The sequence below is a fragment of the Candidatus Contubernalis alkalaceticus genome (genome assembly GCF_022558445.1).
Classification (GTDB): domain Bacteria; phylum Bacillota; class Dethiobacteria; order SKNC01; family SKNC01; genus Contubernalis; species Contubernalis alkaliaceticus.
Genome location: NZ_CP054699.1, coordinates 3,151,056 through 3,177,588 on the forward strand (window position 1 = coordinate 3,151,056; position 26,533 = coordinate 3,177,588).

Consider the following 26,533-nt stretch of genomic DNA (forward strand, 5'->3'; position numbering starts at 1 on the left):
TATTTTAAGATTTTCTCTTCTTTAAATAGCTTTTGGCCAGGTTGGCAGCAACAGCACCGTCAGCAGCGGCGGTAATCACCTGCCGCACCTTCTTCTGCCTTACATCGCCGGCGGCATAAACTCCCGCAATAGAGGTCTCCATCTTTTCATTGGTTATTATGTAGCCTTCTTCATCCATTTCCACCTCTGAATCCTCCAGAAAATAGGTATTGGGGTGAACTCCGATATAGATAAGCATACCGCCGACCTCTAACATCCACTCTTCCCCGGTAACATTATCCCGAAGCAGAACTTTTTCTAAAAGATTTTCTCCCTTTACTTCCTTCACCACTGTATTCCATAAAAACTCAATCTTTTCATTTTCCGATGCCTGCTCTTGTAAATCTTTTTCTGCCCTTAGATTTTCGCCACGATGGGCTATATAAACCTTCTCTGCAAATTGGGTTGTAAAAATGGCCTCTTGTAACGCAGCATTTCCGCCTCCCACCACCAAAACCTTTTTATTCCTAAAGAGAGGAGCATCACAGGTAGCACAAAAAGATATCCCCCTGCCGATAAAATTCTCTTCCCCCGGCACACCCAGGCTCTTATGACTGGTTCCGGTGGCAATAATTACAGACTTCGCCAGAAACTCCTCTTTTTCACTTATGGCCGCTTTTACATCGCCTCTGTCCTCAAACCGGACAATATTTTTCCATTTTATTTCCGCACCAAAATTTTTAGCCTGCTCTTCAAAAAGCTTACCCAATTCGTATCCGGAAATGTCCTGGGGAAACCCCGGGTAATTATTTACCTTTTCGGAAATCACTATTGTGCCGCCCAACACCATTTTTTCTATTACCAGCGTAGAAAGCTTGGCTCTACTGGCATAAATTGCCGCCGTCAAAGCTGCCGGGCCACCGCCAATAATTATTACATCATATAACAGGGAAAGCACCTCCTTACTATTATGGTTAATCCTATCAATATATTGCAAATTTTAATTAAGTCCCAAAGTTTGTTCCTACGATTTTTCTTGCCCTATCTTCCCTTTAGCATAACGGCTTAACAACTGCGGAAACTTAATTCCAATATCCTTTAACATTGGCCCATAGCCTCCGGTATTTTCCATAATATTGGCTATATAACGCACCAAAAATGGGTTATAACGGACAAACTGAAAGGGAATTACTTTTTTGCCCAAAAGAATTGCCACCGCCAGGGACAGTCGAAACTCCTTTAAAAAATCCTGGTAACACCTGTTAGTATATCGAGAACCAATCTGTTCTATTCTATTTTGCTCCAAACCGGATATAATCTCCTCAGCAATGAAACGTCCGCTTTTCAAGGCAAAATAAATACCCTCTCCTGAAAAAGAGTCTACAAAACCTGCTGCATCACCCGCCAGGTACACCTGACCTTGAGAAATAGCTCTTTTAAAACCCCCCGCCGGCAGATAATATCCTTGAGTTTTGTAATCTTTCAAAGGAAGATTCTTTTCTCTGCAAAGCCTGTCCAACCAGTTATGGAAAACACCAATACTTTTTTTCTCCACTAACTTAGATGTGCCAATCCCAATATTTAGGTAATTCTCGTGGTGAAATAACCAGCCCATACTAAATGGATGAGAAACACAATGCAGCTCAGCCACCTCGGGATCTATGCCCTCCACGGGGCCCTCCAGGGGAAGATCCATATATAAAGTAAAACCTAAATCCCAACGGCGCCATTTTTTTCTGATGCCGGACTTTTTAGCTACTCTGCTGTAAACGCCATCGGCACCTACTAAAAACCGACAGGTCAATTGGCCCTGAGAGGTGTTTAGAACAATTTTTTGGCCCTCCTCTTTGAAGTCCAAAAGACGGGTATTGTCCTTCAGGTCAGCTCCTGCTTCCCTGGCCTTTTGGGTAAGAAAAGCATCGAACTCACTTCTTTTAACCGTTCTTCCTATAATTCTTGAGGTTTTTTCCGTAAATTCGTTAAAAACTGAGTCAACCAGCTTAACTCCTCTAATTTTTTGAGCAGTAAGCCCTTCGGGCAAATCAAAGTCCAGCTCAGTAAGAGCTTTTTTACTAACCAGGCCGGCACAGGGTTTCATCCTGGGCAGTGCTTGTTTTTCAATGATAACCACGGAAAGTCCTTTTAACGCTGCATTTCGTGCTGCCGAAGCACCAGCAGGCCCTGCCCCTATCACAGCCAAATCATAATTCATACCAACACCTCTTTTAGCTTCTGTTGTCTTAACAACTAAGTCATTATAACACATTAAAAGCGGCTACTTCAAGGCAATCTCAACATCCATGGAAATCAGCCCTCCTTAAAAAATCCAAAAGAGCAAAAAAGAGCCCGAGATGCAAAAGGCATATACATGATTCCAGGGACTAGTGAAAGTATGAAACCATTTAAAGGCCTTAAAGGTTACTTTCAGGAAGCTTAAAAAGATTAACTTCTAAGCACTGAAAGAAAAACCTTACATCAACGGGCTCTGATATTATATTGCCCACTATCTAAATTATTATACAATTTTTAATACAACTTTTTTAAAAAAATTAAAAGCCCGCAGACAGCAGGCTCAAAAACTTATTCCAGGGACTTATAAAGTATAGAATGTTAAAGGCCTTAAAAGCAGCTTCCAGGAGGCTCAAGCAAGGCTAAAAGCGCTGGAAGACAACTTACTGCTTGCGGACTCTAATATTATATTGTCCCGATTTTAATTTAATATACAGATATTCTTAATTTTTTATATATGTAAATTTATAACAATTTTGACGCTCCAGCTTCTGCAATTAAATATCCTTTTGGAGTTAATATTTTTAATTTATGTTCAACTGACTTCTTCCTCTATCTCTTCGTCTATCTCTTCATCTATAATTAACCAATCTAATACCGACAGAAACTTTTCTACCAGCTCTGGATCAAACTGAGTTCCAGCACACCTTCTCAATTCTTCTACAGCTTCCTCTTTAGATTTCCCCTTTTGATAAGGCCTATCATTAGTCATGGCATCAAAAGCATCCACTATAGAGAGGATACGGCACTCCACAGGAACTTCCTTCCCTTTAATACCTAGAGGGTAACCATTACCGTCCCATCTCTCGTGATGCTTAAGGATTAACTCCGCCACTTCTTTAAGTTCGGGAGAAGAGACAGCTATTCGATATCCTTTTTCCGGATGCTGACGCATTATCTCCCATTCATCCTCTGTCAGCGGTCCTTTTTTAAATAATATATGATCCGGGATCCCCACCTTTCCCAGATCGTGTACCTGGGCCAATAAAACCAGATCAATAATCTGCCGGGATGAAAGATCCATCATTTCCCCCATAACTTTACAAAGCTTAGACAGTCTCTGGGTATGACCCTCTGTAATAAAGTCCCTCTCAGACAGAGCAGCCAAAAGCGTACTCATAATCTGACTGCGGGCACCGCTCCCATGTAAGATCTTACTGCGATACATCAAATCATCTGCTTTTTTATATGTCTCCCGAAGGCATTCTTGTTGGTTTTTAGCCGTAGCAATACCCAGGGAAATACTTAAAGGCAAATGAATGAACTGTTTATTATAACGGACAACCTGTAATCGTATTCGTTCAACAATCTCTTTTCCCTTTTTATTCTCTGTTCGGGGCAGCAAAACTGTAAATTCATCACCTCCCACCCGGGCCAGGATATCCGATTCACGTAGAGACTTCTTTAATACCTTTGCGCAGATTTTTAACAGCTTATCGCCCCGGTCATGCCCCATAGTATCATTTATAAATTTCAACCCATCAACATCAGCAGCAATAATCGTTATGGGATAATCCCTGCTTTTGCTCAATCGATTGAGCTCCTCTTCAAAAAAAGTATAGTTATAAAGACCGGTAAGCTGGTCATGAAGGCTTAAATATGTCAGCTGTTCTTCGTAGCGTTTTCTATCGGTTATATCGCTAATTAACCCTAAAACTGCAGGATTACCCTCCCATTCTATTAAAACTGCACTTATTTCAACCCATTTTAAACTGCCATCTTCGAAGATAATCCTGAAATTATATTTGTCCGGAGGATCTTGACCATTTAATCTTTTTAGATACCTATTTTTTACCATTTCTCGGTCTTCAGAATGAACAAATTCCAGGAAAGAAACAGAAAGCAGTTTCTCTTTACTGCCTCCAAAAAGTGTTACTGCCATAGGATTCACAAATTTATGCATTTCATCCTGGTAGACAACAATAGCTTGATTGGCATTTTCCACCAGGATACGGTAATGTTCTTCAGAAACCTTCAAAGCTTTCTCCGCATTTTTACGGTTTGTAATTTCTTTCATAACCAGCATTTGCCCAATTACTTTTTCAGAGTTATCTTTCAGGGGAAAAGACTCTAATTCAAACCAGCATAATTTCCCATCCTTATTCCTCTGCACTTCAACAAGATTTTTTATAAATAAATCTTCCCCCTCACTTAATAGTTCCGGCCAGCAGGCCAATACATCCTCCCATAATTTTCCATTATCAATTACGGTTAACCCAAGATATTTCGCAGCAGACAGATTAAAATCCACAATCCTCTTGTGCTGATCTAAAACCAGTGCTCCTTCAGACATTTGTTTAAATAAAGCTGTAGAAGCTATTGGCACCAGATTAAATAGCTGGTAACGGAAAAGGCCTATAAAAAACAAAATCCCGCTAAAAGTAAATGCAAAGGGGGTAAAATCCAAAAACCAGGTGTTAATAAATGATAGATAAACCAGGTTTGCCCCCCAGGGAATCAGGGAACCTATGAGAACAATAGCAATCTGGCGGCGGTACATAGAAACGGAATGCAGCCACATTTGAAATAGTAAAAGAGAGCTGAAAATAGAAGCAGCTCCCATGTAAACAATATACATCCAATAACCGGGGCCCTTAGTAAAAGAAATAACCGGGAACGGACTCTGTACATTCAATTGAACAGACTGATAATAAAACTCATGATTTTCTAAGGTGACTACCAAAACCATAAAAAACAGGGATAAAAAGAATAATACAGCCAACAACGGCCTGGTGATACATCGGTCTCTATCGGTATAACTTAAAGTGAAGAGGATCAAAAAAGCTGGAAGTGTGGTAATGCCTATATATTGTATTTTTAGCCAAAATAAAGACCCCCATAAGGTTTGGGTAGAAATCTCCAACGCATAGCCCAGGGAATAGATAACACCGGCAAGGGAAAGAAATATAAAGTATTTTGCACCATTAATTTCCTTAAAGCGCCAGGAAAAAAGGACCAGCAAAAATGCAACTACAGCCGATGCAAATAACGGAAGGGAAAATACATTGAAAAACATAAGTAAATACCTCGAAGTAAAATTTATTTTGTCTTCAATAAAGTAAGATTTAATATATTAAGGAGATAATACTTCTTCAATTGATTCTGGTTTTCCTTGTTTGCAGTGATTTTTTTGCTATTTTTTTGTATTTTTTGAAGAAAAAGTTCTAATTATGGAATTGAATTAATTAACTAAAGCTGGGTTCTACATTTTTACTAAAGAAACACAATAATAAAAGCCCGCGATACAGTTGGCTTAAAAACTTAAATCCAGGGACTTATAAAGTATGGATCAGTTTTAAAGTTTTAAAGTAACTCCCAAGAAACTGTAAGAATTAACTTTCAAGAACTGGAAGTTTAACTTTACTGTCGCGGGCTCTGATAATATATTGTCCCGAAATAAGTATATATATACTATTTTTTAAAAAAAATTTTTAATAATCTATTGGTTGATGTTTATTTAAGTGTTTGTTACAATTCCATACTGACATCCAGGGACTTGATATGATGGGTAAGTTCTCCCACTGAAATGTAGTCTACTCCCGCAGCTGCCACCTGTTTAATATTTATTAAAGTTATGCCTCCTGAAGCCTCTACCAGCGCCTGCCCATTCACCAGGGAAACCCCTTCCTTAATCATATCCAGGCTCATATTATCCAGCATAATGATATCCACCTTCTCTGCCAGGGCTTCCTGAACCTGCTCTAAACTGCTGACTTCTACCTCTATTTTAACCGTAAAGGGAGCCTTCTCCCTTACTTTTCTAACGGCCTCCCGAATGCTCCCCGCAGCTATAATATGGTTATCTTTAATCATAGGAGTATCATAAAGCCCAAAACGGTGATTAATCCCGCCCCCTACTGAAACCGCATACTTTTCTAAGATTCTTAAACCCGGAGTAGTTTTCCGGGTGTCCGTAATTCTAACTGGATAATCTTTTACCGCCTCAACATACCTTCGTGTTCGGGTGGCAATCCCCGAAAGCCTTTGGATAAAATTCAAAGCTACCCTTTCTCCCTGGAGAATCCCCCGGGTTGGACCTTCTACTTCTGCCACCACTAAAGGCATATCTTTTATCTCTTCGCCATCGGGCATTTTAGCAATCAATTTCACAGCAGGATCAACCAGGCTGAAAACCATTCTGGCTACATCCAGGCCGGCGATGATCCCCTTTTCTTTGGCCACAATCTGACCCCGGCTGTTATGATGCTGGGTAAAAATACTCTCAGTGGTAATATCCCCTTTTCCTATATCCTCTTTTAACGCCTTGATTACTATTTCTCTTACCACGTGGTTTCTATCCAATTCACTTCCTCCCTTCTTTCTCTGGATAGTGAAAACACCAGATGCCCCCGCCATTTTTTTCTCTGAGACGGGAAATCCTGTCTGAAGTGTCCTCCCCTGCTCTCCTCCCTCATCAGGGCAGCCTTGGCCGTTATTGCCGCAGCTAAAAACATATTCATTAACTCAAAACCTTTTTGATTTAAATCTTTATTACCAAAAATACCTTCATATTCGCTGATAAAATCCAGTGCTGATTGTAAGGATTCCTGGGAACGAATAATTCCCACCCGACTAAACATAATTTCCTTTAACATGGCTCTTACGGCGGGAATATCCAACTCTAAATCAGCGGCATCAACTGTTTCCAGACACTTTATTTCCATAGAAGAAGGCTGAAATGAGACTTTTTCCCTGTCACTCTTAATCTTTCTCACTACCCGTTCTCCAAACACCAGGCCCTCCAGCAGGGAATTACTAGCCAATCTGTTGGCTCCATTGACACCATTGCAGGCTACCTCCCCTGCGGCATATAAACCCTTTATATTGGTTTCGCCAAAAACATTGGTCTTTACTCCTCCCATGGTATAATGGGCTGCCGGTACCACTGGGATTAAATCTTTAGTTATATCTATATTATAATCCTTAAGGGTACAGTATATGTTAGGAAAGCGCTTCTTAATATAGTCTTCTCCCATATGCCTTAAATCCAGATAAATACTATTGGTTTTAGTTTTCCGAAGCACACTGGTTATGGCCCGGGTAACCACATCCCGGGGGCCCAGATCCGCCATAGGATGATAATGTATCATAAACTGTTCCTCGTCTTCATTGCGAAGAATACCCCCGGCCCCCCGTACCGCTTCAGATATTAAAAATGGCTTGCCTTTCGTGGGATAAAACACCGTGGGGTGAAACTGAAAAAATTCCAGGTCCATCACCTCAGCCCCTGCCCGGTAAGCCATGGCTGCACCGTCACCGGTTGCTACATCAGAATTTGAAGTTCTATTAAAGAGCTGACCCATCCCCCCGGTGGCCAGCACCACATATTTGGAAAGGTAGGCCTCTATCCGATTCTTCTCTAAATTAAGAACCAGGGCTCCCACACAGCGGTCCCGGTCCGTCAAAAGATCAATGACAAACAAGTTTTCCACTATATTTATTTTTTTATTAGATATAACCGTATCCATCAATACTTTCTGAATAGCCCGGCCGGTACAGTCTCCCACATGAAGAACCCTGTCTTTGGAATGAGCGCCCTCTCTACCCAGGGCATAATTTTGGTTAGTCCGGTCAAAATCTAACCCCATTCGAATCAATTCCCTAACCCTGGAGGGGCCTTCCTCCACAAGAATTTTCACTGCCTTTTCGTTGCAAATCCCGGCGCCGGCCTGTAAAGTATCCTCTACGTGAAGGAGGGTACTGTCATCTTCACTAATAACCGAAGCGATCCCTCCCTGAGCATAGGAAGTATTACATTCATCCAAAGAAAGCTTGGTTATCACCGTAACCTCTCCTAAGGAGGCTAACTTAACAGCCGTAAAAAGACCGGCCACTCCCCCGCCAATGATTAAAAAATCACTGGTTCGAGTTTCCAGTTCGGAAAGATTAAAATTAACCAGGTACCTTGGAAACATAGTATACACCTCTTATAAACCAAAAATAAAGAAGCCTTCCTGGCCCGAGCCAAGAAAGGCCTTTAATTCTTAAGAATACTGCATCATACGATCCAGACAGATCTTAGCTTTGGTGCTGATATCCTCCGGAACTTCAATTTGCGGCGACATATTTTCTAGAGAGTCAACCACCTTCTGCAGATTCGTTAGTTTCATATTAGGACAAATCATTCCTGCCGAAAGCAGGTAAAATTCTTTACTGGGGTTCTCCTTTTTCAAACGATATATAAGACCCATCTCCGTCCCCACTATAAACTTGGTTTCCTGGGATTCCCCAGCGTAACGGAGCATCCCTCCGGTACCCAATGCTTTATCTGCCAGATCAACTACCTCCGGACGACATTCCGGATGAACCATAAGTAACGCCCCAGGAATAGCTTCCCGGGCCTTCCTGGCCTCCTCTGCCGTAACCCGGTGATGGGTTATACAATAACCATCCCATAATATAATTTTCTTTTGGGTCTTACCGGCAACATAATTACCCAAATTCTGGTCAGGCAAAAAAATAAACTCATCTGCAGGGTAATTGTTAATCACCTTCAAAGCATTGGCAGAAGTTACACAAACATCGCACTCTGCTTTCACCGCAGCCGAAGTATTGATATAACAGGCCACTGCCGCCTTAGGATATTTCTCTTTCATTTCCCTGACCTTCTCGGCCACTGCCATGTCCGCCATAGGACAGCCCGCCATTGTTTCCGGCAGCAGCACCGTCTTGTTTGGCGCTAAAATCTTAGCGCTTTCCGCCATAAAATGTACACCGCAAAACACAATCACCTGTGCCGGGGTCTCTGCAGCAATCCTGCTTAACTCAAAAGAATCCCCCACATGGTCCGCACAGTCTTGAACTTCATCTATTTGATAATTATGAGCCAAAACAACGGCATTTCTCTCATCTTTCAGCTCAGATAACCTCTTTATTAATATTTTTGCCTTATCCTCCATGTTCCTACCCCCCCTTACACTGCAGCATCTTTGATGACCACCAAACTTTTAACCATTATCTCACGATTAAATACCCTTGTCAAACATTCTATGCCCGGTATAAAAGGGTTTTTCATGTACATAAACGTACGCTAATACTTACCTGAACGGGTAGTGAAATAACGAAAGAAATAAAACTGAACAGTAAAATGAGAATACAAAGAAACCACTATATTTAGTATTTAAATACTACACCCTTTCATGGCGACAAAGGATGTCCTAATTGCTAGAATTATGTCGTTAAAATTCACTATTTACACATCTTTGGCTAAACATGAAAAGTTAAAGATTACAGGGAGGTGATAATATGGGAAACTATCTTGACAAAAGTTACTGGAACGGACTATTAAAAATTGGTCTCTCCCGTTTTTTAATTCTCCGTGTACTTTACGGCAGGCCATTGCACTGTTATGTCATAACCAGGTTCATTACACAGCTGACTGATGGAAATTGTTCTCCGTCAGAAGGTTCGCTCTATCCTGTTCTGAATGACTTTTTGTCCGAGGGTTACGTTACCTGTAGTATTAGTACAGTTGCAGGACGGAAAAGAAAAGTATATACATTGACACAAAAAGGAATTAAGGCCTATTATACGGCAATTGAATCCTGGCACGAAATGACACGGGTTTTGATTGAAAAGAAAAAGCATACGGGTTAAGCAGCACACTATCTAATCGGGTAGGAAATTACGAGAACTGTAAATTCGTATAGTAAGAAATAAGTGTAAAAACTACTATATCATGTATCCTAAAGACTATACTTCTTCATGGTGACATAATTACAGGCCAGCGCTAAGATTATACACATAAAGAGTGCAATAAAAAACAATAGGGAGGTTTTAAAAAGTGAAGGGTTTTGCTATGTTAAGAATCGGTGAAGTTGGCTGGATTGAAAAGGATAAGCCCACAGCAGGTCCATACGACGCAATTTGTCGGCCGCTTGCTGTAGCTCCCTGCACATCAGACGTTCATACCGTTTGGGAAGGATCTATTGGGGAAAGAAACAATATGATTTTAGGACATGAAGCCATAGGAGAAGTAGTTGAGGTAGGAAGTGAAGTAAAATATATTAAGCCCGGTGACCGGGTAGTCGTTCCTGCCATTACTCCTGATTGGGACACCTTAGAAATACAAAAAGGTTTTCACCAGCACTCGGGAGGCTGTCTGGCCGGATGGAAATGCTCAAATATTAAAGACGGCGTATTTGGAGAATTCTTTCATGTAAACCATGCAGACATGAACCTTGCTGTTCTCCCCAATGATATTCCTTTGGAAGTTGCGGCTATGATGCCTGATATGATGACTACAGGCTTTCACGGTGCAGAGCTGGCTGATATTCAACTGGGAGACACCGTAGCTGTTCTGGGTATCGGTCCAGTAGGGTTAATGAGTGTAGCCGGTGCAGAATTAAGAGGTGCCGGAAGAATCATTGTAGTTGGCAACAGGCCTGTTACTATAGAGGCAGCTAAGTTTTATGGTGCTACTGATGTAGTAGATTACAAGGACGGAGATATTGTGGAACAGATTATGGAATTGACAGGTAATAAAGGAGTTGATGCATCCATTATCGCCGGGGGAACTCCCAGTGCTGTGGCTGACGCAGTTAAGATAACAGTTCCCGGAGGAACAATTGGTAACGTTAACTATTTTGGAGAAGGGGATACTCTTCCCATCCCTAGACTTGATTGGGGCTGCGGCATGGCCCACAAGACTATCCGAGGTGGGTTAACTCCCGGTGGACGTTTAAGAATGGAAAAAATGATAGAGCTGGTTAAAAATAACAGAGTAGACCCAAGTAAACTGGTTACCCATGTTTTTAATGGTTTAGAAAAATCAGAAGAAGCTCTGATGATGATGAAAGATAAACCCCGTGACCTAATTAAGCCTGTTGTTATTATCTAATTGTTAACAATCCCATCAGTTTTTACCCGGGGTAAGGGCTCTTTCATATCGAGAGTATACCGGTACCTATTTTAATTTTCATATTGTTGGATTTTAAAGGCATGAACTCCTGCCTCTGCTCCTCCTCCTAAAAAAAGTGAGCAGATATACTACTACCGATGAATAAATAGTGTATACTTGATCCCTTACCCTTCCATAAAAAATCATGAGTCAATGAGTCAATGAGTCAATGAGTCAGGGGACGGTTCCTTGACTCATAAAATGTTTTCCTCATTCCCTTGGTGCCGCCGCCGCAGGGGGCGGCATGGGGGTCTATAGCGAAAACTGTTAATATCCGTGTGCCATTGGACATTTCGGTTACCCGAAACGCAGCAGAGTCCCTCGGGAAGCCGATGGAACTGTCAACTATGGCTTTGCGGTAAAGCAGAATAGAAAATTTATTGCTGTAGTGATAATCACTGCTGATACTTTTCATAACGGTCATCGGCAGTGATTTTTTATATATCAACAAATATTTACTATTGTTGACAAGCTTTATTTACGTTAATATTAAGTTATAAACACAGGGGAATGAATAAAACTGCCATGTTTATTATAAAAGCACAGCCATTCCTTTGAAGACAAGCACAGTAATATTTTTTTAAATTTATATTGGGAAGGGTGGTCCAATTGGAATTTATACGAGAGTTTAGAATCCCCGAGATTGTTTTTGGAAGATTGGCTATCCAGCAGGTAGGCAACTGCGCCCGGCGGGTAGGGGCTGAAAAAGTATTTCTCGTAACAGATCCTGGAATTATTAAAGCCGGTTGGATAGATGTTGCTGTACCACAAATTAAACAAGCGGGAATAAAATTTGAAATTTGGCACAATCTCACTCCTAATCCTAAAGATTATGAAGTAGAACAGGCTACAATTGCCTACAAGGATTCAAAATGTGATTCTATCTTAGCCATTGGAGGAGGCAGCCCAATGGACGTAGCTAAGGCAGTGGCAGTAATGGCTGCTCACCCGGGAACTATCCATGATTATGAAGGAGTAGACAAAATCACCAACCCCCTTCCTCCCATGATTATGGTTCCCACAACGGCAGGTTCAGGTGCAGACATTACTCAATTTGCTATCATTGCGGACAGCAGGCGCCAGATTAAGATGTCTCTAATAAGCAAATCCCTAATCCCGGATATCTCTATTACCGACCCTCTAATTTTAACCACAAAAGATCCAGAATTAACGGCTAATACAGGAATGGACGCCCTGGCCCACGCTATTGAAGCCTATGTTTCAATAGCCGCAAATTTTTTAACAGACTCATATGCATTAGCCGCTATCAAATTGATTTCAAAATACCTGAGCAAATCAGTTTCCAGTAAAACCAATCTTAAGGCTAAAGATGCCATGGCCAAGGCCAGCCTTCTGGCTGCAGCAGCCTGTTCAAATGCTTTAATCGGAGCAGTGCATGCCATGGCACACCAAATTGGAGGAATGTTTGATCTTCCCCACGGTAAAGTAAACGCTGTACTGCTTCCTTATGTAATGGAATACAATTTACCGGCCTGTTTTGAGCGGTTTGCTGAAATTGCCAAGGCCTTGGGGCAGCCAACTCAAAACCGAAGTCTTAGAGAATCGGCTCTCAGTGCTGTTGAGACTGTAAGGACCCTGGCAAAAGAAGTAGGCATTAATCAGAAGTTTTCTGATTTGGGCTGCAATCTAACAGAAGACTGCCTCGATATATTATGTAGAGAAGCTGCAAATGATGCAGTATTGATTACCAATCCTAAGGAGGCTGGACCTGATGAAATCCGGGAATTGTTCCTCCGGGCTATCTAAACCGGATAAAAACAAAAAACAGGACACCGGTAAAAATGAGAATCTTATCCCCACATCTTTTCAGAGTGATAAACAACTGAAAGTATTAGAGACTCTTCGCCTCATTAAAAACAATCAGCTGAATGTATCGGAAACACTTAGTCAAACCAGGGATAACAGCTACCAGAATGCAGCTTACATAAAAACGGCTGCTCTGGAAAAATTGAGTGGGGTTAAAACTTCTGGAAAAACTCATTACAGCGTGTTAAAAGAAAGTATAGCTAAATTAGAGATGGAAAGCATTCGCTTAAAAAAAGCCATCCAATCCCTGGAAATGATGTCCAACAACCTGCTGATGCTGCATAAGGGGGTTGAACCCCTCATACAGGCTTTGGGAAAATCTCTTCTGGAGGTATCCGATGCACAGTATATAATCATGATGGTAAATCATGAAAGACTCATAAGCATACACGTACCCGAACCTTGCAAAGAACAGAAGATATTAGAAACCCATTTTTCTTCCTGGTTTAATAAAACTGATCGAGAAGATTTTTTAAGCTTTCTGGGCACACATTATCAAAATCTTAAAGATGAAGCAACCTTAAGTTTTTTACCGGAACGCTATGGTTTAACAGAATTAGTAGCCTTTCCCATGAGAGCAAGTGGAAAAACAGTAGGTCTAATTTTATTATTTTTTGATAAACGGTACAAACATGATAATGCCTGCCAGTCCATACTACAAATACTAGGTAATCAGGCTGCCATAGCGTTAGAAAACGCCAAGCTTTTTGAGGACACACTGTTTTTAAAACAAGAAGCAGAAAAACACTATGAGGCAGAATGCCTGCAGAAGGAACATCTGGAGCAAAAAAACCGGGAATTAAAAAATATTTACGATATGCTGTCCCGTGTTCGAGAGGAGCAAACTCTATACAGAGAAAGAAATAGAATTGCCGCAGACCTGCATGATAATGTACTGCAAATTTTATTCGCTATAGGGCTTCACTTTGACTGGTGTTACAACCAGCTTTCTCCCGGATGTTCCGTTTATAATAAGCTTCAAGTTTTAGATTCAATGGTAGATAAAGCGAGCCAGGAAATACGAAAAGTTATTTATGAATTCTCCTCCATGAAAACAAATCATACTTTAAGCAAAAGTATAATAGAACTGGTACAGGACCTGAATCAGGTTGGTTCTGCCCAAATTACTATAGATATTACTGGTATAGAACCTACACTACCGATGGAATTACATAACATAGTATACTGCATAACCCAGGAGGCATTAGTAAATGCTCTAAAGCATGCATCAGCCACTAAGATAGATATTATTTTAATATTTAAAAAGAAACAGTTAGAATTATCAATCATTGATAATGGTATAGGAATTTCTGATAATAACCTGAACGACTTATACCAGGAAAATAAAAAATTTGGACTTAAAAATATGATGCAGCGAGCCAATTATCTAAATGGAATCCTGGAAATAAAAAGGGTAAACGATTGGGGTACAAAAGTATCTGTTTTAATTCCACTTAAAGGGGATGATTAAAACGGGAAACATTTCACTGATAATTGTGGATGATCAAGAAATAGTACGGGAAGGACTTAAATTAACTCTGCAGTGTGAACCTGGTTTTAATATCATCGGAGAAGCGGCTAATGGGAATGAACTAATTAAGCTGTTAGAAAATGTATGCCCGGATGTAATTCTTTTAGATGACCGTATGCCCAATGAAAACGGTATCGATATCTGCAAAAGACTAATGAGGCGTTATCCTGATATCCGTATAATTATTTTAACGGCATATGCTGAACAGGAGGATTCTATTGTAAGGGCAGTAATGGCAGGGGCAAAGGGTTTTTTAATTAAAAATGTAAGAATCGCAGAGCTTAAACGTTCAATAAAAGCAGTAGTCAGAGGGGAAACAATATTAGACTCTCAAGTAGCAAAACACTTAATTGAGAAAGTCAAGGAAGTTCCGCGAAAAGATTCCAGTACTCCCCAGTTAACTGAACAGCAGTTAAACATCGCAAGATTAGTAGCAAAGGGTTTGACCAACAAAGAAATAGCTGCTAATCTTTTTTTGAGTGAAAATACCATAAAATTTCACATACAAAATATTATGCGTAAAATGAATGTACATAACCGTGTAGCTTTAGCCACCCAATTGCTATCGGATACAGAAGACTAACTATTTAGAAGAACCGTTCCCTTGGCACTGCCCTTGGTTCTTTACACAAAATTTTAATAGAGGGAAACTGTTAATTTGATAGAATAATATATTATATTATAAATGTGACTGCTAAGGTTACATTCCTCTAAAAAAGCTATATTCTTGTCATAATCGGTTCGGCTTTCATATCGCTTTATCTGGCAGTTCATTTAAAAAATACTATTGCTCCGGGAGGGGAGAATAACCATGAAACGAAAATACGTAATATTTATCGCACTGGCTTTACTTTTCGTGTTTTTTAATGTATTAAACCGCTTTTATCTGGACTTACTCTGGTTTCAAAGCCTGGATTACGGGTCCGTGTTTACCACAATCCTTTTTAGTCAGATAGGAATTAGTGTACTTTATTTTTTAGGAATTTTTGGTGTGTTGTTTCTCAATCTAATGCTGGCCCGAAATGCCGTTCTAAACCCGTCCAACTTGATGCTCCGGCACAAACTTTTCAAAAGTCAAATAGGGAATCTTTTAGTCCCAAAAACTTATACTTTACTGGCTTTGGGAGCCAGCGGACTGGTAGCTCTACTGTTTTCTGCTGCCTCCGGTGAACAATGGATGACCGTGTTACAATATGTTAACCGCACTTCTTTTGATATTACCGAACCTATTTTAAACCGGGATGTAGGTTTTTACATGTTTGAGCTGCCCTTTTTTCTCCTGGTTAAAGACTATCTAACCTCACTGCTGGTTCTGTCCATTATTACCATAGGAGGTCTTTATCTCACCATAAGCATGTCTCCAGAAGCCTCCCCAACCGGCTGGTGGAATCAGTTGGAGGGTAAAAAGCATCTTTCTCTGCTGGTTTCCTTCTTTTTCCTTCTTAAAGCTTATGACTACCACCTAAAAATTTATGAAATGCTGTTTTCTCCTCGAGGAGCTGCCTTTGGTGCCGGTTATACCGATGTGACCGTACAGATCCCGATGCTTAGGGTTTTGATGTTCATATCACTGGGCCTTGCATTATTTCTTATTTTTAAATCTTTCAAGCCTAGTACCCGAAGCCTGCCCATGGCTGCAGGAGCGTTGATTATCGCCTCTCTTTTGCTGGGTTCCATTTATCCAGCGGCTATCCAAAATTTCCGGGTTGAGCCTAACGAACTGACCATGGAAATGCCCTATCTAGAACATAATATTGAATTTACTCGGAAAGCTTTTGCCCTGGACGATGTTAGAACGGAAACATATTCAATTTCAACCCAGCTTGATCCAGAGATACTGGATCAGAACCAGGGGACCATTCAAAACATCCGGCTGTGGGACTACCGACCCATCAAGACCACCTACAACCAGCTTCAGGGGATCAGACCTTATTATAAGTTCCATGACATAGACATCGACCGATATATTCTGGACGGAACCTACCGGCAGGTGATGCTCTCCGCCCGGGAACTTGACCAAAACGAACTATCGGAAACGGCAAAAACTTGGGTTAACTTGAGATTAAAATATACCCATGGTTACGGTTTTGCCATGAGTCCGGTAAACGAAGCTACTTCTGAAGGGCTTCCGCAGTTCATGGTTAGAAATATACCTCCCACTACTCAAACGGATCTGGCAATTGACAGACCGGAAATCTATTATGGGGAGAAAACTGACCCCTATGTAATTGTCAATACCTTAACTGAAGAATTTGACTATCCTTTGGGAACAACTAATGCTTATTCTATGTATGAGGAAGAAAGCGGCGTAACCATCAACTCCTTTTTTAGAAAAGTCCTGTTCTCGCTGCGCTTCAACGATTACCGACTGCTTCTTTCCAACGACGTCATCAACGACAGCCAGGTGCTCTTCGACCGGAATATTAATACCAGAGTCCGAAAAATTGCTCCTTTCCTACAATATGATCAGGATCCTTACCTGGTGGTCAGTGAAGGCAGATTATTCTGGATGCTGGATGCTTATACCACCAGCAGTAATTACCCATACTCGGAACCTTTCGGAGGGGTAAACTATATAAGAAACTCTGTTAAGATAGTTATTGACGCTTACAATGGTGAGGTGGACTATTATATAGTTGACGACTCTGACCCATTAATACAAGTTTACAAGGGCATTTTCCCTGACCTTTTCAAGCCGGTGGCGGATATGCCCACAGGGCTTAAGAATCATTTTCGTTATCCCGAGGATCTTTTCAATCTGCAGAGCCAGGTCTATGCCCAATACCATATGGAAGACGTCAGAGTTTTTTACAATAAAGAGGACGAATGGACCATTCCTTTAGAAAACTATGATGGACAGCAGATACAGGTGGAGCCCTACTACACTATCCTACAGCTCCCCGGAGAACAGGAACCGGAATTCGTGCTGATGCTTCCCTATAATCCCATTCGCAGAGATAACATGGTGGCCTGGATGGCTGCCCGCTGTGACCCGGAACATTATGGAGAAAGAGTAGTCTACCGTTTCCCCCGTGAACAGACCGTCCTGGGACCCCGACAGGTGGAAGGAAGAATCGACCAGGACACGGAAATATCCTCACAGCTAACTCTGTGGGATCAGAGAGGTTCTAGGGTAATTCGGGGCAACCTGCTGGTTCTGCCCATAAACAATTCTATCCTGTATGTGGAACCTGTTTTCCTGCAGGCTGACCAGGGAGAACAGCCGGAGCTGGTCCGGGTTATCGTTATGCACGAAGAAAACTTAGTTATGGAGGAAACTCTCAAGAAAGCTCTAAACCGCATTTTTGGAGATGCTCCCGATACTACGACGGAAGAGGAAGAGGCCGGCACGGTAGAAGAACTAATTATAAGAGCCAATCGACTAATCACCGAAGCAAAAGAAGCCCTGGGCCAGAGCGACTGGACTGGTTACGGAAGAATTCAAGAGGAGCTGGAATCAACACTGAAGAGCCTTGCGGAAATCGTAGATGTGCCTATGATAGAAGAAATTATAGAAGAAGAGGAGCTCTGGGAAGAGGAAATGCTTTCACCGGAGGAATTGGACCCGATAGAATAACTGGATTTCAATGAGGGAATCGTTAATATGTGCCTCAACTAAGATACTCCAGCCGAACATGAATGTTTTTAGCTTATATTTTTGATAAGACGGTGTATCGCTGCCGCAAGATATTCCCGCACAACAAAGCCGGACCATTAGGTCCGGCTTTGTTGTGCGGAGGGACAAACTTTTTATCTTTCTCGACAGTATTTAGTATCTAGTATTTAGAAATATCGGCGGCAATCCTTGGAGTCTATTAACCCCGTGAGGATGTCACTATCCTCTAGTATCTAAAATATTGTCATATGCCTTTAATCGCTAATTTTTAAAGGTAGGCTTACCAGGTTAGTCTTACTGCCATCAATAGCACTGGGAGAGTACATCTCTACCTTAAAGCTATTGCTAGTCTCCTCCGGAAGATTAATATCAATCTCAAAATGATACCAATCCCCCATCCCGGCAGTAGTATAATGTTCATACAGTGATTTTCCATTTTCATCAATTATTTCGTAAACAATATTCCCCTCGTAAACACTGGCGATTCCTGAAATGCTAAATTTATCACCAACGGTACTGTTAGGGGCAGGTTCAAATATTTTAATAAAAGGAGATTCTGCCACAATAGGCTTCAATTCCTCAACTCCCCTCAGAATCATTAGATATTCCTCATCTCCTGAAAGTATAAAAATAACTGGTAAATTAACCTTTTCAATCACCTCTAAAGCATAGGGATAAGTAATTACCTGGGTAACCATATCCCCCTCCTTAGGGGCTTTAAAATCTACTGATACTTCTACACTTTCACCAGTAATATTGACATCGGTAATATTAACTTCATATCCTCCTGTAGCCTTTTCCCCGTATGTAACCAGGATATACAATTCATCTTCATAAACCCTTGACTGTCCCATGTTCATAGTTAAAGAACTGTTCAGCCAATCTTCAATCTCTTCCGGCAGCTTTTCAGAATCAATGGGTTCTTCATGATCATTATTATTATCTTCATTATCATTTCCGTTTTCGCTACCATTTCCATTTACTATGGGATTCTCATCTGGTATTCCATCCCCATTACTTTCACAACCCATACCCAGCAAAGACAACGAAACAATTAAAACCATAATCAATGAAAACACTAGAACTTTTCTAAGCAAATTTTCTCCCTCCATTATATTATGTTTCATCAGAAAAACAAAGGTGTTCTTGATGACGTTTGTATTAATACTTTCGATAAACATATTCATTTACCTACCTGTATATTATTAAGTAATTATTATATTTTTTTAAACTTTAATTTTACAAAAATCAAAGTAAAAAGCTATGATTATAGTGCCCACAAAAGAAGAGTACAAAAAAAAATGGCTCCCCAGGTAGGACTCGAACCTACAGCCTATCGGTTAACAGCCGATTGCTCTACCGTTGAGCTACTGAGGAGTACAAACTTTTTAATAAAAAAATTAATTTCCGGCGAAGACCTACTCTCCCGGGGACTCGCGTCCCAAGTACCATCGGCGCTGGAGGGCTTAACTTCCGTGTTCGAGATGGGAACGGGTGTGGCCCCTCCGCTATCTTCACCAGAAAAGGTTGTCTTTGAATGAATTTCGTTCACACGATTTTACGAATGGAACTAATGTTTACCTTATAGAGAGCTCGTCAGTGGAATGAATCCGTGTTCACACGATTTTCAATCGAACTGTTCACACAGATTCATTCCACTGACTTGCAGCTTATAAGGAATCTGTACTTACTTCTGATTTTTAAATCGAACTGTTTACTCGATTCTTCTTCCGCAGACTTGCAGCTTAAACAATATGCCTTTGATAGTGATGCTCACGCCTGGTTTTAAATCGAACTGTTCACTTGATTCTTCCGCAGACTTGAAGCTTAATCAATATGACTTTGATAGTGATTCTCACGTCTTATTTTTAAACTGTTCTCTTAAGATTCATTCTACAGACATAAAATTATAGAGAAAGTTTGTTCTCTCAAAACTGTACAGCGGAAACGAATTTTTTGTGGGTCAAGTCCTCGACCTATTAGTACCGGTCCGCTGAAAGCATTACTGCTCTTACACTTCCGGCCTATCAACCAGGTCTTCTTCCTGGGGTCTTATTCCTTTTACGGATGGGAAACCTTATCTTGGAGAAGGCTTCGCGCTTAGATGCTTTCAGCGCTTATCCCTCCCGGACTTGGCTACTCAGCTATGCCCTTGGCAGAACAACTGATACACCAGCGGTCCGTCCATCCCGGTCCTCTCGTACTAGGGACAGACCTCCTCAAGTTTCCTACGCCCACGACAGATAGGGACCGAACTGTCTCACGACGTTCTGAACCCAGCTCACGTACCGCTTTAATGGGCGAACAGCCCAACCCTTGGGACCTACTACAGCCCCAGGATGCGATGAGCCGACATCGAGGTGCCAAACCTCCCCGTCGATGTGGACTCTTGGGGGAGATAAGCCTGTTATCCCCGGGGTAGCTTTTATCCGTTGAGCGATGGCCCTACCACTAAGAACCACCGGATCACTAAGCCCGACTTTCGTCCCTGTTCGACCCGTCGGTCTCACAGTTAAGCTCCCTTATGCCTTTATACTCTACGCGCGATTCCCAACCGCGCTGAGGGAACCTTTGGACGCCTCCGTTACATTTTGGGAGGCGACCGCCCCAGTCAAACTGCCCGCCTGACACTGTCCCTAGACCGGATTCACGGCCAAAGGTTAGAATTCCAATACTGAAAGGGTGGTATCCCAACAGTGGCTCCATGCAGGCTGGCGCCCACATATCGATGCCTCCCACCTATCCTGTACATCCAGTACCAAAATCCAATATCAGGTTGCAGTAAAGCTCCACGGGGTCTTTCCGTCTTGTCGTGGGTAACCTGTATCTTCACAGGTATTACAATTTCACCGGGTCCCTTGTTGAGACAGCGCCCAAGTCGTTACGCCTTTCGTGCGGGTCGGAACTTACCCGACAAGGAATTTCGCTACCTTAGGACCGTTATAGTTACGGCCGCCGTTTACTGGGGCTTGAGTTCAGAGCTTCGCAAGTTCCGAAAAACTCACTAACCCTTCCCCTTAACCTTCCAGCACCGGGCAGGCGTCAGCCCCTATACTTCGTCTTACGACTTAGCAGAGACCTGTGTTTTTGGTAAACAGTCGCTTGGGCCTATTCTCTGCGACCCCTTCAGGCTAAAGGAGCAAGTCCTCTCACCCTAATGGGGCACCCCTTCTCCCTAAGTTACGGGGTTAGTTTGCCGAGTTCCTTAACAAGGGTTCTCCCGCGCGCCTTAGGATCCTCTCCTCGCCTACCTGTGTCGGTTTGCGGTACGGGCACCTTTTATCCTGACTAGAGGCTTTTCTCGGCAGTGTGGGTTCAGCCAGTTCGCTACTTAAATTTCGCTCCCCATCGCGCCTCGGATCAACACAGGGACGGATTTGCCTATCCCTGCTACCTACACGCTTAGACGCACTCAACCAACGGTGCGCTGTACCTACCCTCCTGCGTCACCCCTTCGCTATTAACGGATAAAGGTGGCACTGGAATATCCACCAGTTGTCCATCGCCTACGCCTTTCGGCCTCGGCTTAGGTCCCGGCTTACCCTGAGCGGACGAACCTTCCTCAGGAAACCTTAGGCTTGCGGCGGGCGAGATTCTCACTCGCCTTTTCGTTACTCATACCGGCATTCTCACTTCCATATACTCCACTACTCCTTACGGTATAGCTTCTATGCGTATGGAACGCTCCCCTACCCCTACTGGAGGTTAGAAGTTAGATGTTGGAGGTTAGATCTTTCGCCAGGTTTGTATCAGCTCACTTTAGCTGCTTTCCCAATATATCGTATTCTTGGCGATATTTAATGGGATACTGACGGCTGAACGTCTAATTTGACTGCTCAACTCATACCTCTAATCTTTTTCCAATTTCCAACCTCTAACTTCTAACCTCCAATAAGCCGTAGCTTCGGTATCAGGCTTAGCCCCGTTACATTTTCGGCGCAGAATCACTTGACCAGTGAGCTATTACGCACTCTTTGAATGGTGGCTGCTTCTAAGCCAACATCCTGGTTGTCTGGGCAATTCCACATCCTTTTCCACTTAGCCTGAATTTAGGGACCTTAGCTGACGGTCTGGGCTGTTTCCCTCTTGACTATGAAACTTATCTCACATAGTCTGACTCCCAAGAAACAAATCTGCGGCATTCGGAGTTTGACTGAGATCGGTAACCTTGTAGGGCCCCTAGCCCAATCAGTGCTCTACCTCCGCGATTCTTTTATCTTGAGGCTAGCCCTAAAGCTATTTCGGGGAGAACCAGCTATTTCCGAGTTCGATTAGCATTTCACCACTACCCACAGCTCATCCCCCAATTTTTCAACATTGGTGGGTGCGGGCCTCCACTCGCGTTTAAACGAGCTTCACCCTGGCCATGGGTAGATCACTCGGTTTCGGGTCTACGACCAGCAACTAATAGTCGCCCTATTAAGACTCGCTTTCGCTGCGGCTTCGGCACTTAGTGCCTTAACCTTGCTGCTGATCGTAACTCACCGGCCCGTTCTACAAAAAGTACGCCATCACCCTTGGAGTAAACTCCAATAGGGCTCTGACCGCTTGTAAGCATACGGTTTCAGGTTCTATTTCACTCCCCTTCCGGGGTGCTTTTCACCTTTCCCTCACGGTACTGCTCCGCTATCGGTTGCCAGGTAGTATTTAGCCTTGGGAGGTGGGCCTCCCTGATTCACACGGGGTAACACGTGTCCCGCGCTACTCGGGTAATCGCTTGAGGAGCCTTGGGCTTTTCGTCTACAGGGCTTTCACCTTCTGTGGCTCTACTTTCCAGTAGATTCGACTAAACTCAAGGTTTTTGACTCCTCTGAATGGCTGCCGCCAGTCAAAAAGCAATCCCCACAACCCCTATACCGCAACTCCGGCAGGATTTAACACGGTACAGGTTTGGGCTCTTCCCCCTTCGCTCGCCGCTACTAAGGGAATCACTATTGTTTTCTTTTCCTCCGGGTACTAAGATGTTTCAGTTCCCCGGGTCTCACCAGCTGGGGTTAATGGTTTTGGCCCCAGCTTAATGCGGCTTTACCGCATTAGGTTGCCCCATTCGGGAACCTTCGGATTATCGCCTGCTTGCGGCTACCCGAAGGTTATCGCAGCTCGCTGCGCCCTTCTTCGTCTCCTGGCACCTAGGCATCCACCGTACGCTCTTTCTAACTTGACTTTACTTAAATCTTCGTTTCCGCTGTTCAGTTTTCAAAGAACAATAATGCTATTTACTTACTATAAAACTTTTTCATTTCAGGGTTCTGTTGTTCCCTGAAAACTAAGCAGGACTCACTATTTTGTTACACACACCTAGCTGATTCCGGGGTTACCGGAACGCTAAGGATTTTGGAGAGAGAGTAATGTTTTTACTCATATCTCCCTTTAACTATACCCTAAACGTCGTTGTCAGGTTTAGTTCTTTAAACTCTGGCCCGTTTTCACGGTAGTATCATAAACGGTGTAACCGTTTATTGGCTGTGCCAGGGTTTGATTATCCTTAGAAAGGAGGTGATCCAGCCGCACCTTCCGATACGGCTACCTTGTTACGACTTCACCCCAATCACCTACCCCACCTTCGACGGCTGCTTCCGTAAACGGTTAGCTCCACCGGCTTCGGGTGTTGCAGACTTTCGTGGTGTGACGGGCGGTGTGTACAAGGCCCGGGAACGTATTCACCGCGGCATGCTGATCCACGATTACTAGCGATTCCGACTTCATGCAGGCGAATTGCAGCCTGCAATCCGAACTGAGACCTGCTTTATAGGATTAGCTCCAGGTCACCCCTTCGCAACCCGTTGTACAGGCCATTGTAGCACGTGTGTAGCCCAGGACATAAAGGGCATAATGATTTGACGTCATCCCCACCTTCCTCCGGTTTGTCACCGGCAGTCTCCCTAGAGTGCCCATCTTTACATGCTGGCAACTAAGGACAAGGGTTGCGCTCGTTGCGGGACTTAACCCAACATCTCACGACACGAGCTGACGACAACCATGCACCACCTGTATACCCGTCCCCGAAGGGAAACAATTAGTTTCCTAGCTGCGTCAGGTATATGTCAAGTCCTGGTAAGGTTCTTCGCGTTGCTTCGAATTAAACCACATGCTCCACCGCTTGTGCGGGCCCCCGTCAATTCCTTTGAGTTTCAACCTTGCGGCCGTACTCCCCAGGCGGGGTACTTAATGTGTTAACTGCGGCACAGAAGGTATCTAAACCCCCTACACCTAGTACCCATCGTTTACGGCGTGGACTACCAGGGTATCTAATCCTGTTTGCTCCCCACGCTTTCGCGCCTCAGCGTCAGTTACAGGCCAGAGAGTCGCCTTCGCCACTGGTGTTCCTCCCGATATCTACGCATGTCACCGCTACACCGGGAATTCCACTCTCCTCTCCTGCACTCAAGTTAAGAAGTTTCAACTGCAGGTCCAGGGTTAAGCCCTGGGTTTTCACAGCTGACTTTCTTAACCGCCTACACGCCCTTTACGCCCAGTAATTCCGGACAACGCTCGCCCCCTACGTTTTACCGCGGCTGCTGGCACGTAGTTAGCCGGGGCTTCCTCCAGGGGTACCGTCTTTTGGTCTTCCCCCTTGACAGAGCTTTACAACCCGAAGGCCGTCATCGCTCACGCGGCGTCGCTGCGTCAGGGTTGCCCCCATTGCGCAATATTCCCCACTGCTGCCTCCCGTAGGAGTCTGGGCCGTGTCTCAGTCCCAGTGTGGCCGTACACCCTCTCAGGCCGGCTACCCATCGGAGCCTTGGTGAGCCGTTACCTCACCAACTAGCTAATGGGACGCGGGCCCATCCAAGAGCGATAAATCCTTTCCTATAATGGAGATGCCTCCTTTATAGGGTATCCGGTATTAGCAGTCCTTTCGAACTGTTATCCCAGTCTCTTGGGCAGGTTGCCCACGTGTTACTCACCCGTTCGCCACTAGGTAACAGCTTCTGGCAAGCCAGATGCTGCACCCCGTTCGACTTGCATGTGTTAGGCACGCCGCCAGCGTTCGTCCTGAGCCAGGATCAAACTCTCCAGTTATTATTGAACCTCTTACCCGAAGGTCTTAGAGGATTTTAACCAGTTCGTCTGCCTTTGCTTCGTAACGCTGACCTTTTGTCCGTGATAGGGACTATTTATCCCTACCAATTTTGAATCGGTCGTTATTAGGAATTGAAAGGGATTTATTAATGATTCATCAATAAATCGCCTTCTTGGCTTAAAAACTTTTTGACTCTTGGCTTTTAAAAGCCTTAAGTCTAGTGAGTCCTGTTTAGTTTTCAAAGAACAATGCCCGTATCAGGCACGAACATAATCTTACCACGTTTTTTTTGCACTGTCAAGCTTTTCTGAAAAGTTTTAGAAAAGTTCATAAAATAACATTCTATGACAGCAATAGGCATAACAAAACAATAAAAATTTGATATATTTTTCAAACATTCCTTCGGACTAATGGAAGATATTTCTTCAATTCATTTCTTTGATTTATAATTTATAACTAATAACTTATCCATTTAGTATGTAATAAAATATGGCTAATTATGCAGTAGAATAAAATTATTTAACTTAAGAAAAGAGATGGCTTTTAACAGTTTTTCTAATAACCAAACTCTTCAATAAAAGCTTTCACAAAGGCTTTCTTTACTTCATCATGTTGTACGGGCTTGTTTAAAACCTTTTCCATTGAAGTGATTCCCAGGTGAGTAATGCCGCAGGGAACAATATAATTGTAATGGTCCAGATTTGTACTAATATTTAAAGCCAATCCATGATAGCTGATCCAATGCTTTACCCCAATACCGACGGCGCATATCTTATGACCTGACACCCATACACCAATATATTCAGGGTTCCTGCCGGCGGAAATACGAAAACACTTCAGGGTGGAAATCACTGCCGCCTCATACTTATATATTAAATCGTGCAGATTTCTTCCCTGACTACGCAAGTCAAGAATTGGATATACCACCAATTGACCGGGCCCATGATAAGTAACCGCTCCTCCCCGGTCTACTTTTTTAACCGAAATTCCTGCCCCTTTCAGCACGTCCTCCGAGGCCAGTATTTCCTTTCTGCTTCCCCGGCAACCTATGGTGAATACAGGAGGATGACTGACCAGTATCAGCGTATCCGGGATAAGTTCTTGTGACCGAGCCTTCACTAATCTTTGCTGCTGCTCATACCCCCTGGAATATTCCATGCTCCCCCAGTCTATGACTTGTAACAATTATAACAGCACCTTTTTCTTTGTTAAATTTAATCATTCCCGGCTAGTTCCAGTTTCTCCAGCAGAGACCTGGCCCCAGCATTCTCTTCACAAGCTGTTTTCCTGCTTCGTCAAGTTTATGCGCCAATAATGAAAATGTTTTAACCCATGCCCTTGACAACTTGATAACTCAGGAAAAGGAAA

At 43.0% G+C, this 26,533-nt stretch carries 15 protein-coding genes, 1 tRNA gene and 3 rRNA genes; 6 read left to right on the plus strand and 13 right to left on the minus strand.

Going from position 1 to position 26,533, the window contains the following annotated elements; translation table 11 throughout:
- Window positions 1-4: 4 nt before the first annotated feature.
- The 6 genes from trxB to nadA all read right to left on the minus strand — a co-directional run bounded on the left by trxB (window position 5) and on the right by nadA (window position 9,167).
- Complete coding sequence (gene trxB / locus HUE98_RS15620; RefSeq protein WP_241421523.1) at window positions 5-976, minus strand: thioredoxin-disulfide reductase; 972 nt, start codon at window positions 974-976, stop codon at window positions 5-7.
- A gap of 27 nt (window positions 977-1,003) precedes the next feature.
- Window positions 1,004-2,191 (minus strand): NAD(P)/FAD-dependent oxidoreductase, encoded by a 1,188-nt coding sequence (locus tag HUE98_RS15625; RefSeq protein WP_241421524.1) that lies wholly within the window; start codon window positions 2,189-2,191, stop codon window positions 1,004-1,006.
- Window positions 2,192-2,803: 612 nt separating this feature from the next.
- On the minus strand, window positions 2,804-5,284 hold the full coding sequence (locus HUE98_RS15630) for a histidine kinase N-terminal 7TM domain-containing protein (RefSeq protein WP_241421525.1): 2,481 nt from the start codon (window positions 5,282-5,284) through the stop codon (window positions 2,804-2,806).
- Between the two features lie 452 nt (window positions 5,285-5,736).
- Window positions 5,737-6,570 (minus strand): carboxylating nicotinate-nucleotide diphosphorylase, encoded by an 834-nt coding sequence (nadC, locus tag HUE98_RS15635; protein ID WP_241421526.1) that lies wholly within the window; start codon window positions 6,568-6,570, stop codon window positions 5,737-5,739.
- Window positions 6,549-8,183 (minus strand): L-aspartate oxidase, encoded by a 1,635-nt coding sequence (gene nadB / locus HUE98_RS15640; RefSeq protein ID WP_241421527.1) that lies wholly within the window; start codon window positions 8,181-8,183, stop codon window positions 6,549-6,551. Before nadB ends, nadC begins: the two co-directional genes overlap by 22 nt.
- A gap of 69 nt (window positions 8,184-8,252) precedes the next feature.
- Window positions 8,253-9,167: a quinolinate synthase NadA gene (gene nadA, locus HUE98_RS15645; protein ID WP_241421528.1), complete on the minus strand. Its 915-nt coding sequence runs from the start codon at window positions 9,165-9,167 to the stop codon at window positions 8,253-8,255.
- 346 nt (window positions 9,168-9,513) lie between these two features.
- On the opposite strand from nadA, the gene HUE98_RS15650 reads away from it, so the two are divergent.
- Together HUE98_RS15650 and HUE98_RS15655 are read left to right on the plus strand one after the other, a co-directional pair.
- Entirely contained in the window at window positions 9,514-9,864 is a 351-nt protein-coding gene (locus HUE98_RS15650) for a PadR family transcriptional regulator (RefSeq protein ID WP_241421529.1), read from the plus strand.
- A gap of 187 nt (window positions 9,865-10,051) precedes the next feature.
- On the plus strand, window positions 10,052-11,107 hold the full coding sequence (locus HUE98_RS15655; RefSeq protein WP_241421530.1) for an NAD(P)-dependent alcohol dehydrogenase: 1,056 nt from the start codon (window positions 10,052-10,054) through the stop codon (window positions 11,105-11,107).
- A gap of 226 nt (window positions 11,108-11,333) precedes the next feature.
- Here HUE98_RS15655 and HUE98_RS15660 read toward each other — a convergent pair whose 3' ends face one another.
- The gene (locus HUE98_RS15660; RefSeq protein WP_241421531.1) at window positions 11,334-11,618 is read right to left on the minus strand and encodes a hypothetical protein; all 285 of its coding nucleotides are present in this window, start codon (window positions 11,616-11,618) and stop codon (window positions 11,334-11,336) included.
- Window positions 11,619-11,776: 158 nt separating this feature from the next.
- Here HUE98_RS15660 and HUE98_RS15665 point away from each other — a divergent pair, with 158 nt between their 5' ends.
- The 4 genes from HUE98_RS15665 (at window position 11,777) to HUE98_RS15680 (ending at window position 18,102) form a co-directional block, all read left to right on the plus strand.
- Complete coding sequence (locus tag HUE98_RS15665) at window positions 11,777-12,934, plus strand: iron-containing alcohol dehydrogenase (RefSeq protein ID WP_241421532.1); 1,158 nt, start codon at window positions 11,777-11,779, stop codon at window positions 12,932-12,934.
- Entirely contained in the window at window positions 12,900-14,465 is a 1,566-nt protein-coding gene (locus HUE98_RS15670) for a GAF domain-containing sensor histidine kinase (RefSeq protein ID WP_241421533.1), read from the plus strand. The genes HUE98_RS15665 and HUE98_RS15670 overlap by 35 nt, the downstream gene beginning before the upstream one ends.
- Window positions 14,458-15,108 carry a response regulator gene (locus tag HUE98_RS15675; RefSeq protein WP_241421534.1) on the plus strand — a complete coding sequence of 217 codons (651 nt, stop codon included), beginning with the start codon at window positions 14,458-14,460 and terminating at the stop codon, window positions 15,106-15,108. The genes HUE98_RS15670 and HUE98_RS15675 overlap by 8 nt, the downstream gene beginning before the upstream one ends.
- A 228-nt stretch (window positions 15,109-15,336) precedes the next feature.
- Window positions 15,337-18,102, plus strand: coding sequence for a UPF0182 family membrane protein (locus HUE98_RS15680; RefSeq protein ID WP_241421535.1), 2,766 nt, complete (start codon window positions 15,337-15,339; stop codon window positions 18,100-18,102).
- 293 nt (window positions 18,103-18,395) lie between these two features.
- Here the strand turns inward: HUE98_RS15680 and HUE98_RS15685 are convergent, their stop codons facing one another.
- The 6 genes from HUE98_RS15685 to lipB all read right to left on the minus strand — a co-directional run bounded on the left by HUE98_RS15685 (window position 18,396) and on the right by lipB (window position 26,350).
- Window positions 18,396-19,238: a Gmad2 immunoglobulin-like domain-containing protein gene (locus HUE98_RS15685; protein WP_241421536.1), complete on the minus strand. Its 843-nt coding sequence runs from the start codon at window positions 19,236-19,238 to the stop codon at window positions 18,396-18,398.
- Window positions 19,239-19,443: 205 nt separating this feature from the next.
- A tRNA-Asn gene (locus HUE98_RS15690) sits at window positions 19,444-19,518 on the minus strand.
- A gap of 28 nt (window positions 19,519-19,546) precedes the next feature.
- Window positions 19,547-19,663 (minus strand): 5S ribosomal RNA (gene rrf / locus HUE98_RS15695).
- A 437-nt stretch (window positions 19,664-20,100) separates the two neighbouring features.
- Window positions 20,101-23,305 (minus strand): 23S ribosomal RNA (locus HUE98_RS15700).
- Between the two features lie 325 nt (window positions 23,306-23,630).
- A 16S ribosomal RNA gene (locus HUE98_RS15705) occupies window positions 23,631-25,164 on the minus strand.
- Together the 16S, 23S and 5S rRNA genes with 1 tRNA gene alongside form the textbook arrangement of a ribosomal RNA operon.
- 556 nt (window positions 25,165-25,720) lie before the next feature.
- The gene (gene lipB / locus HUE98_RS15710) at window positions 25,721-26,350 is read right to left on the minus strand and encodes a lipoyl(octanoyl) transferase LipB (RefSeq protein ID WP_241421537.1); all 630 of its coding nucleotides are present in this window, start codon (window positions 26,348-26,350) and stop codon (window positions 25,721-25,723) included.
- Window positions 26,351-26,533 lie beyond the last annotated feature (183 nt).

Excerpts from the sequence above, each read along its gene's own strand:
- HUE98_RS15625 (WP_241421524.1), bottom strand. The coding sequence starts at position 2,191 with ATGAATTATGATTTGGCTGTGATAGGGGCAGGGCCTGCTGGTGCTTCG.
- HUE98_RS15630 (WP_241421525.1), bottom strand. The coding sequence starts at position 5,284 with ATGTTTTTCAATGTATTTTCCCTTCCGTTATTTGCATCGGCTGTAGTT.
- nadB (WP_241421527.1), bottom strand. The coding sequence starts at position 8,183 with ATGTTTCCAAGGTACCTGGTTAATTTTAATCTTTCCGAACTGGAAACT.
- nadA (WP_241421528.1), bottom strand. The coding sequence starts at position 9,167 with ATGGAGGATAAGGCAAAAATATTAATAAAGAGGTTATCTGAGCTGAAA.
- HUE98_RS15650 (WP_241421529.1), top strand. The coding sequence starts at position 9,514 with ATGGGAAACTATCTTGACAAAAGTTACTGGAACGGACTATTAAAAATT.
- HUE98_RS15670 (WP_241421533.1), top strand. The coding sequence starts at position 12,900 with ATGAAATCCGGGAATTGTTCCTCCGGGCTATCTAAACCGGATAAAAAC.
- HUE98_RS15675 (WP_241421534.1), top strand. The coding sequence starts at position 14,458 with ATGATTAAAACGGGAAACATTTCACTGATAATTGTGGATGATCAAGAA.
- HUE98_RS15680 (WP_241421535.1), top strand. The coding sequence starts at position 15,337 with ATGAAACGAAAATACGTAATATTTATCGCACTGGCTTTACTTTTCGTG.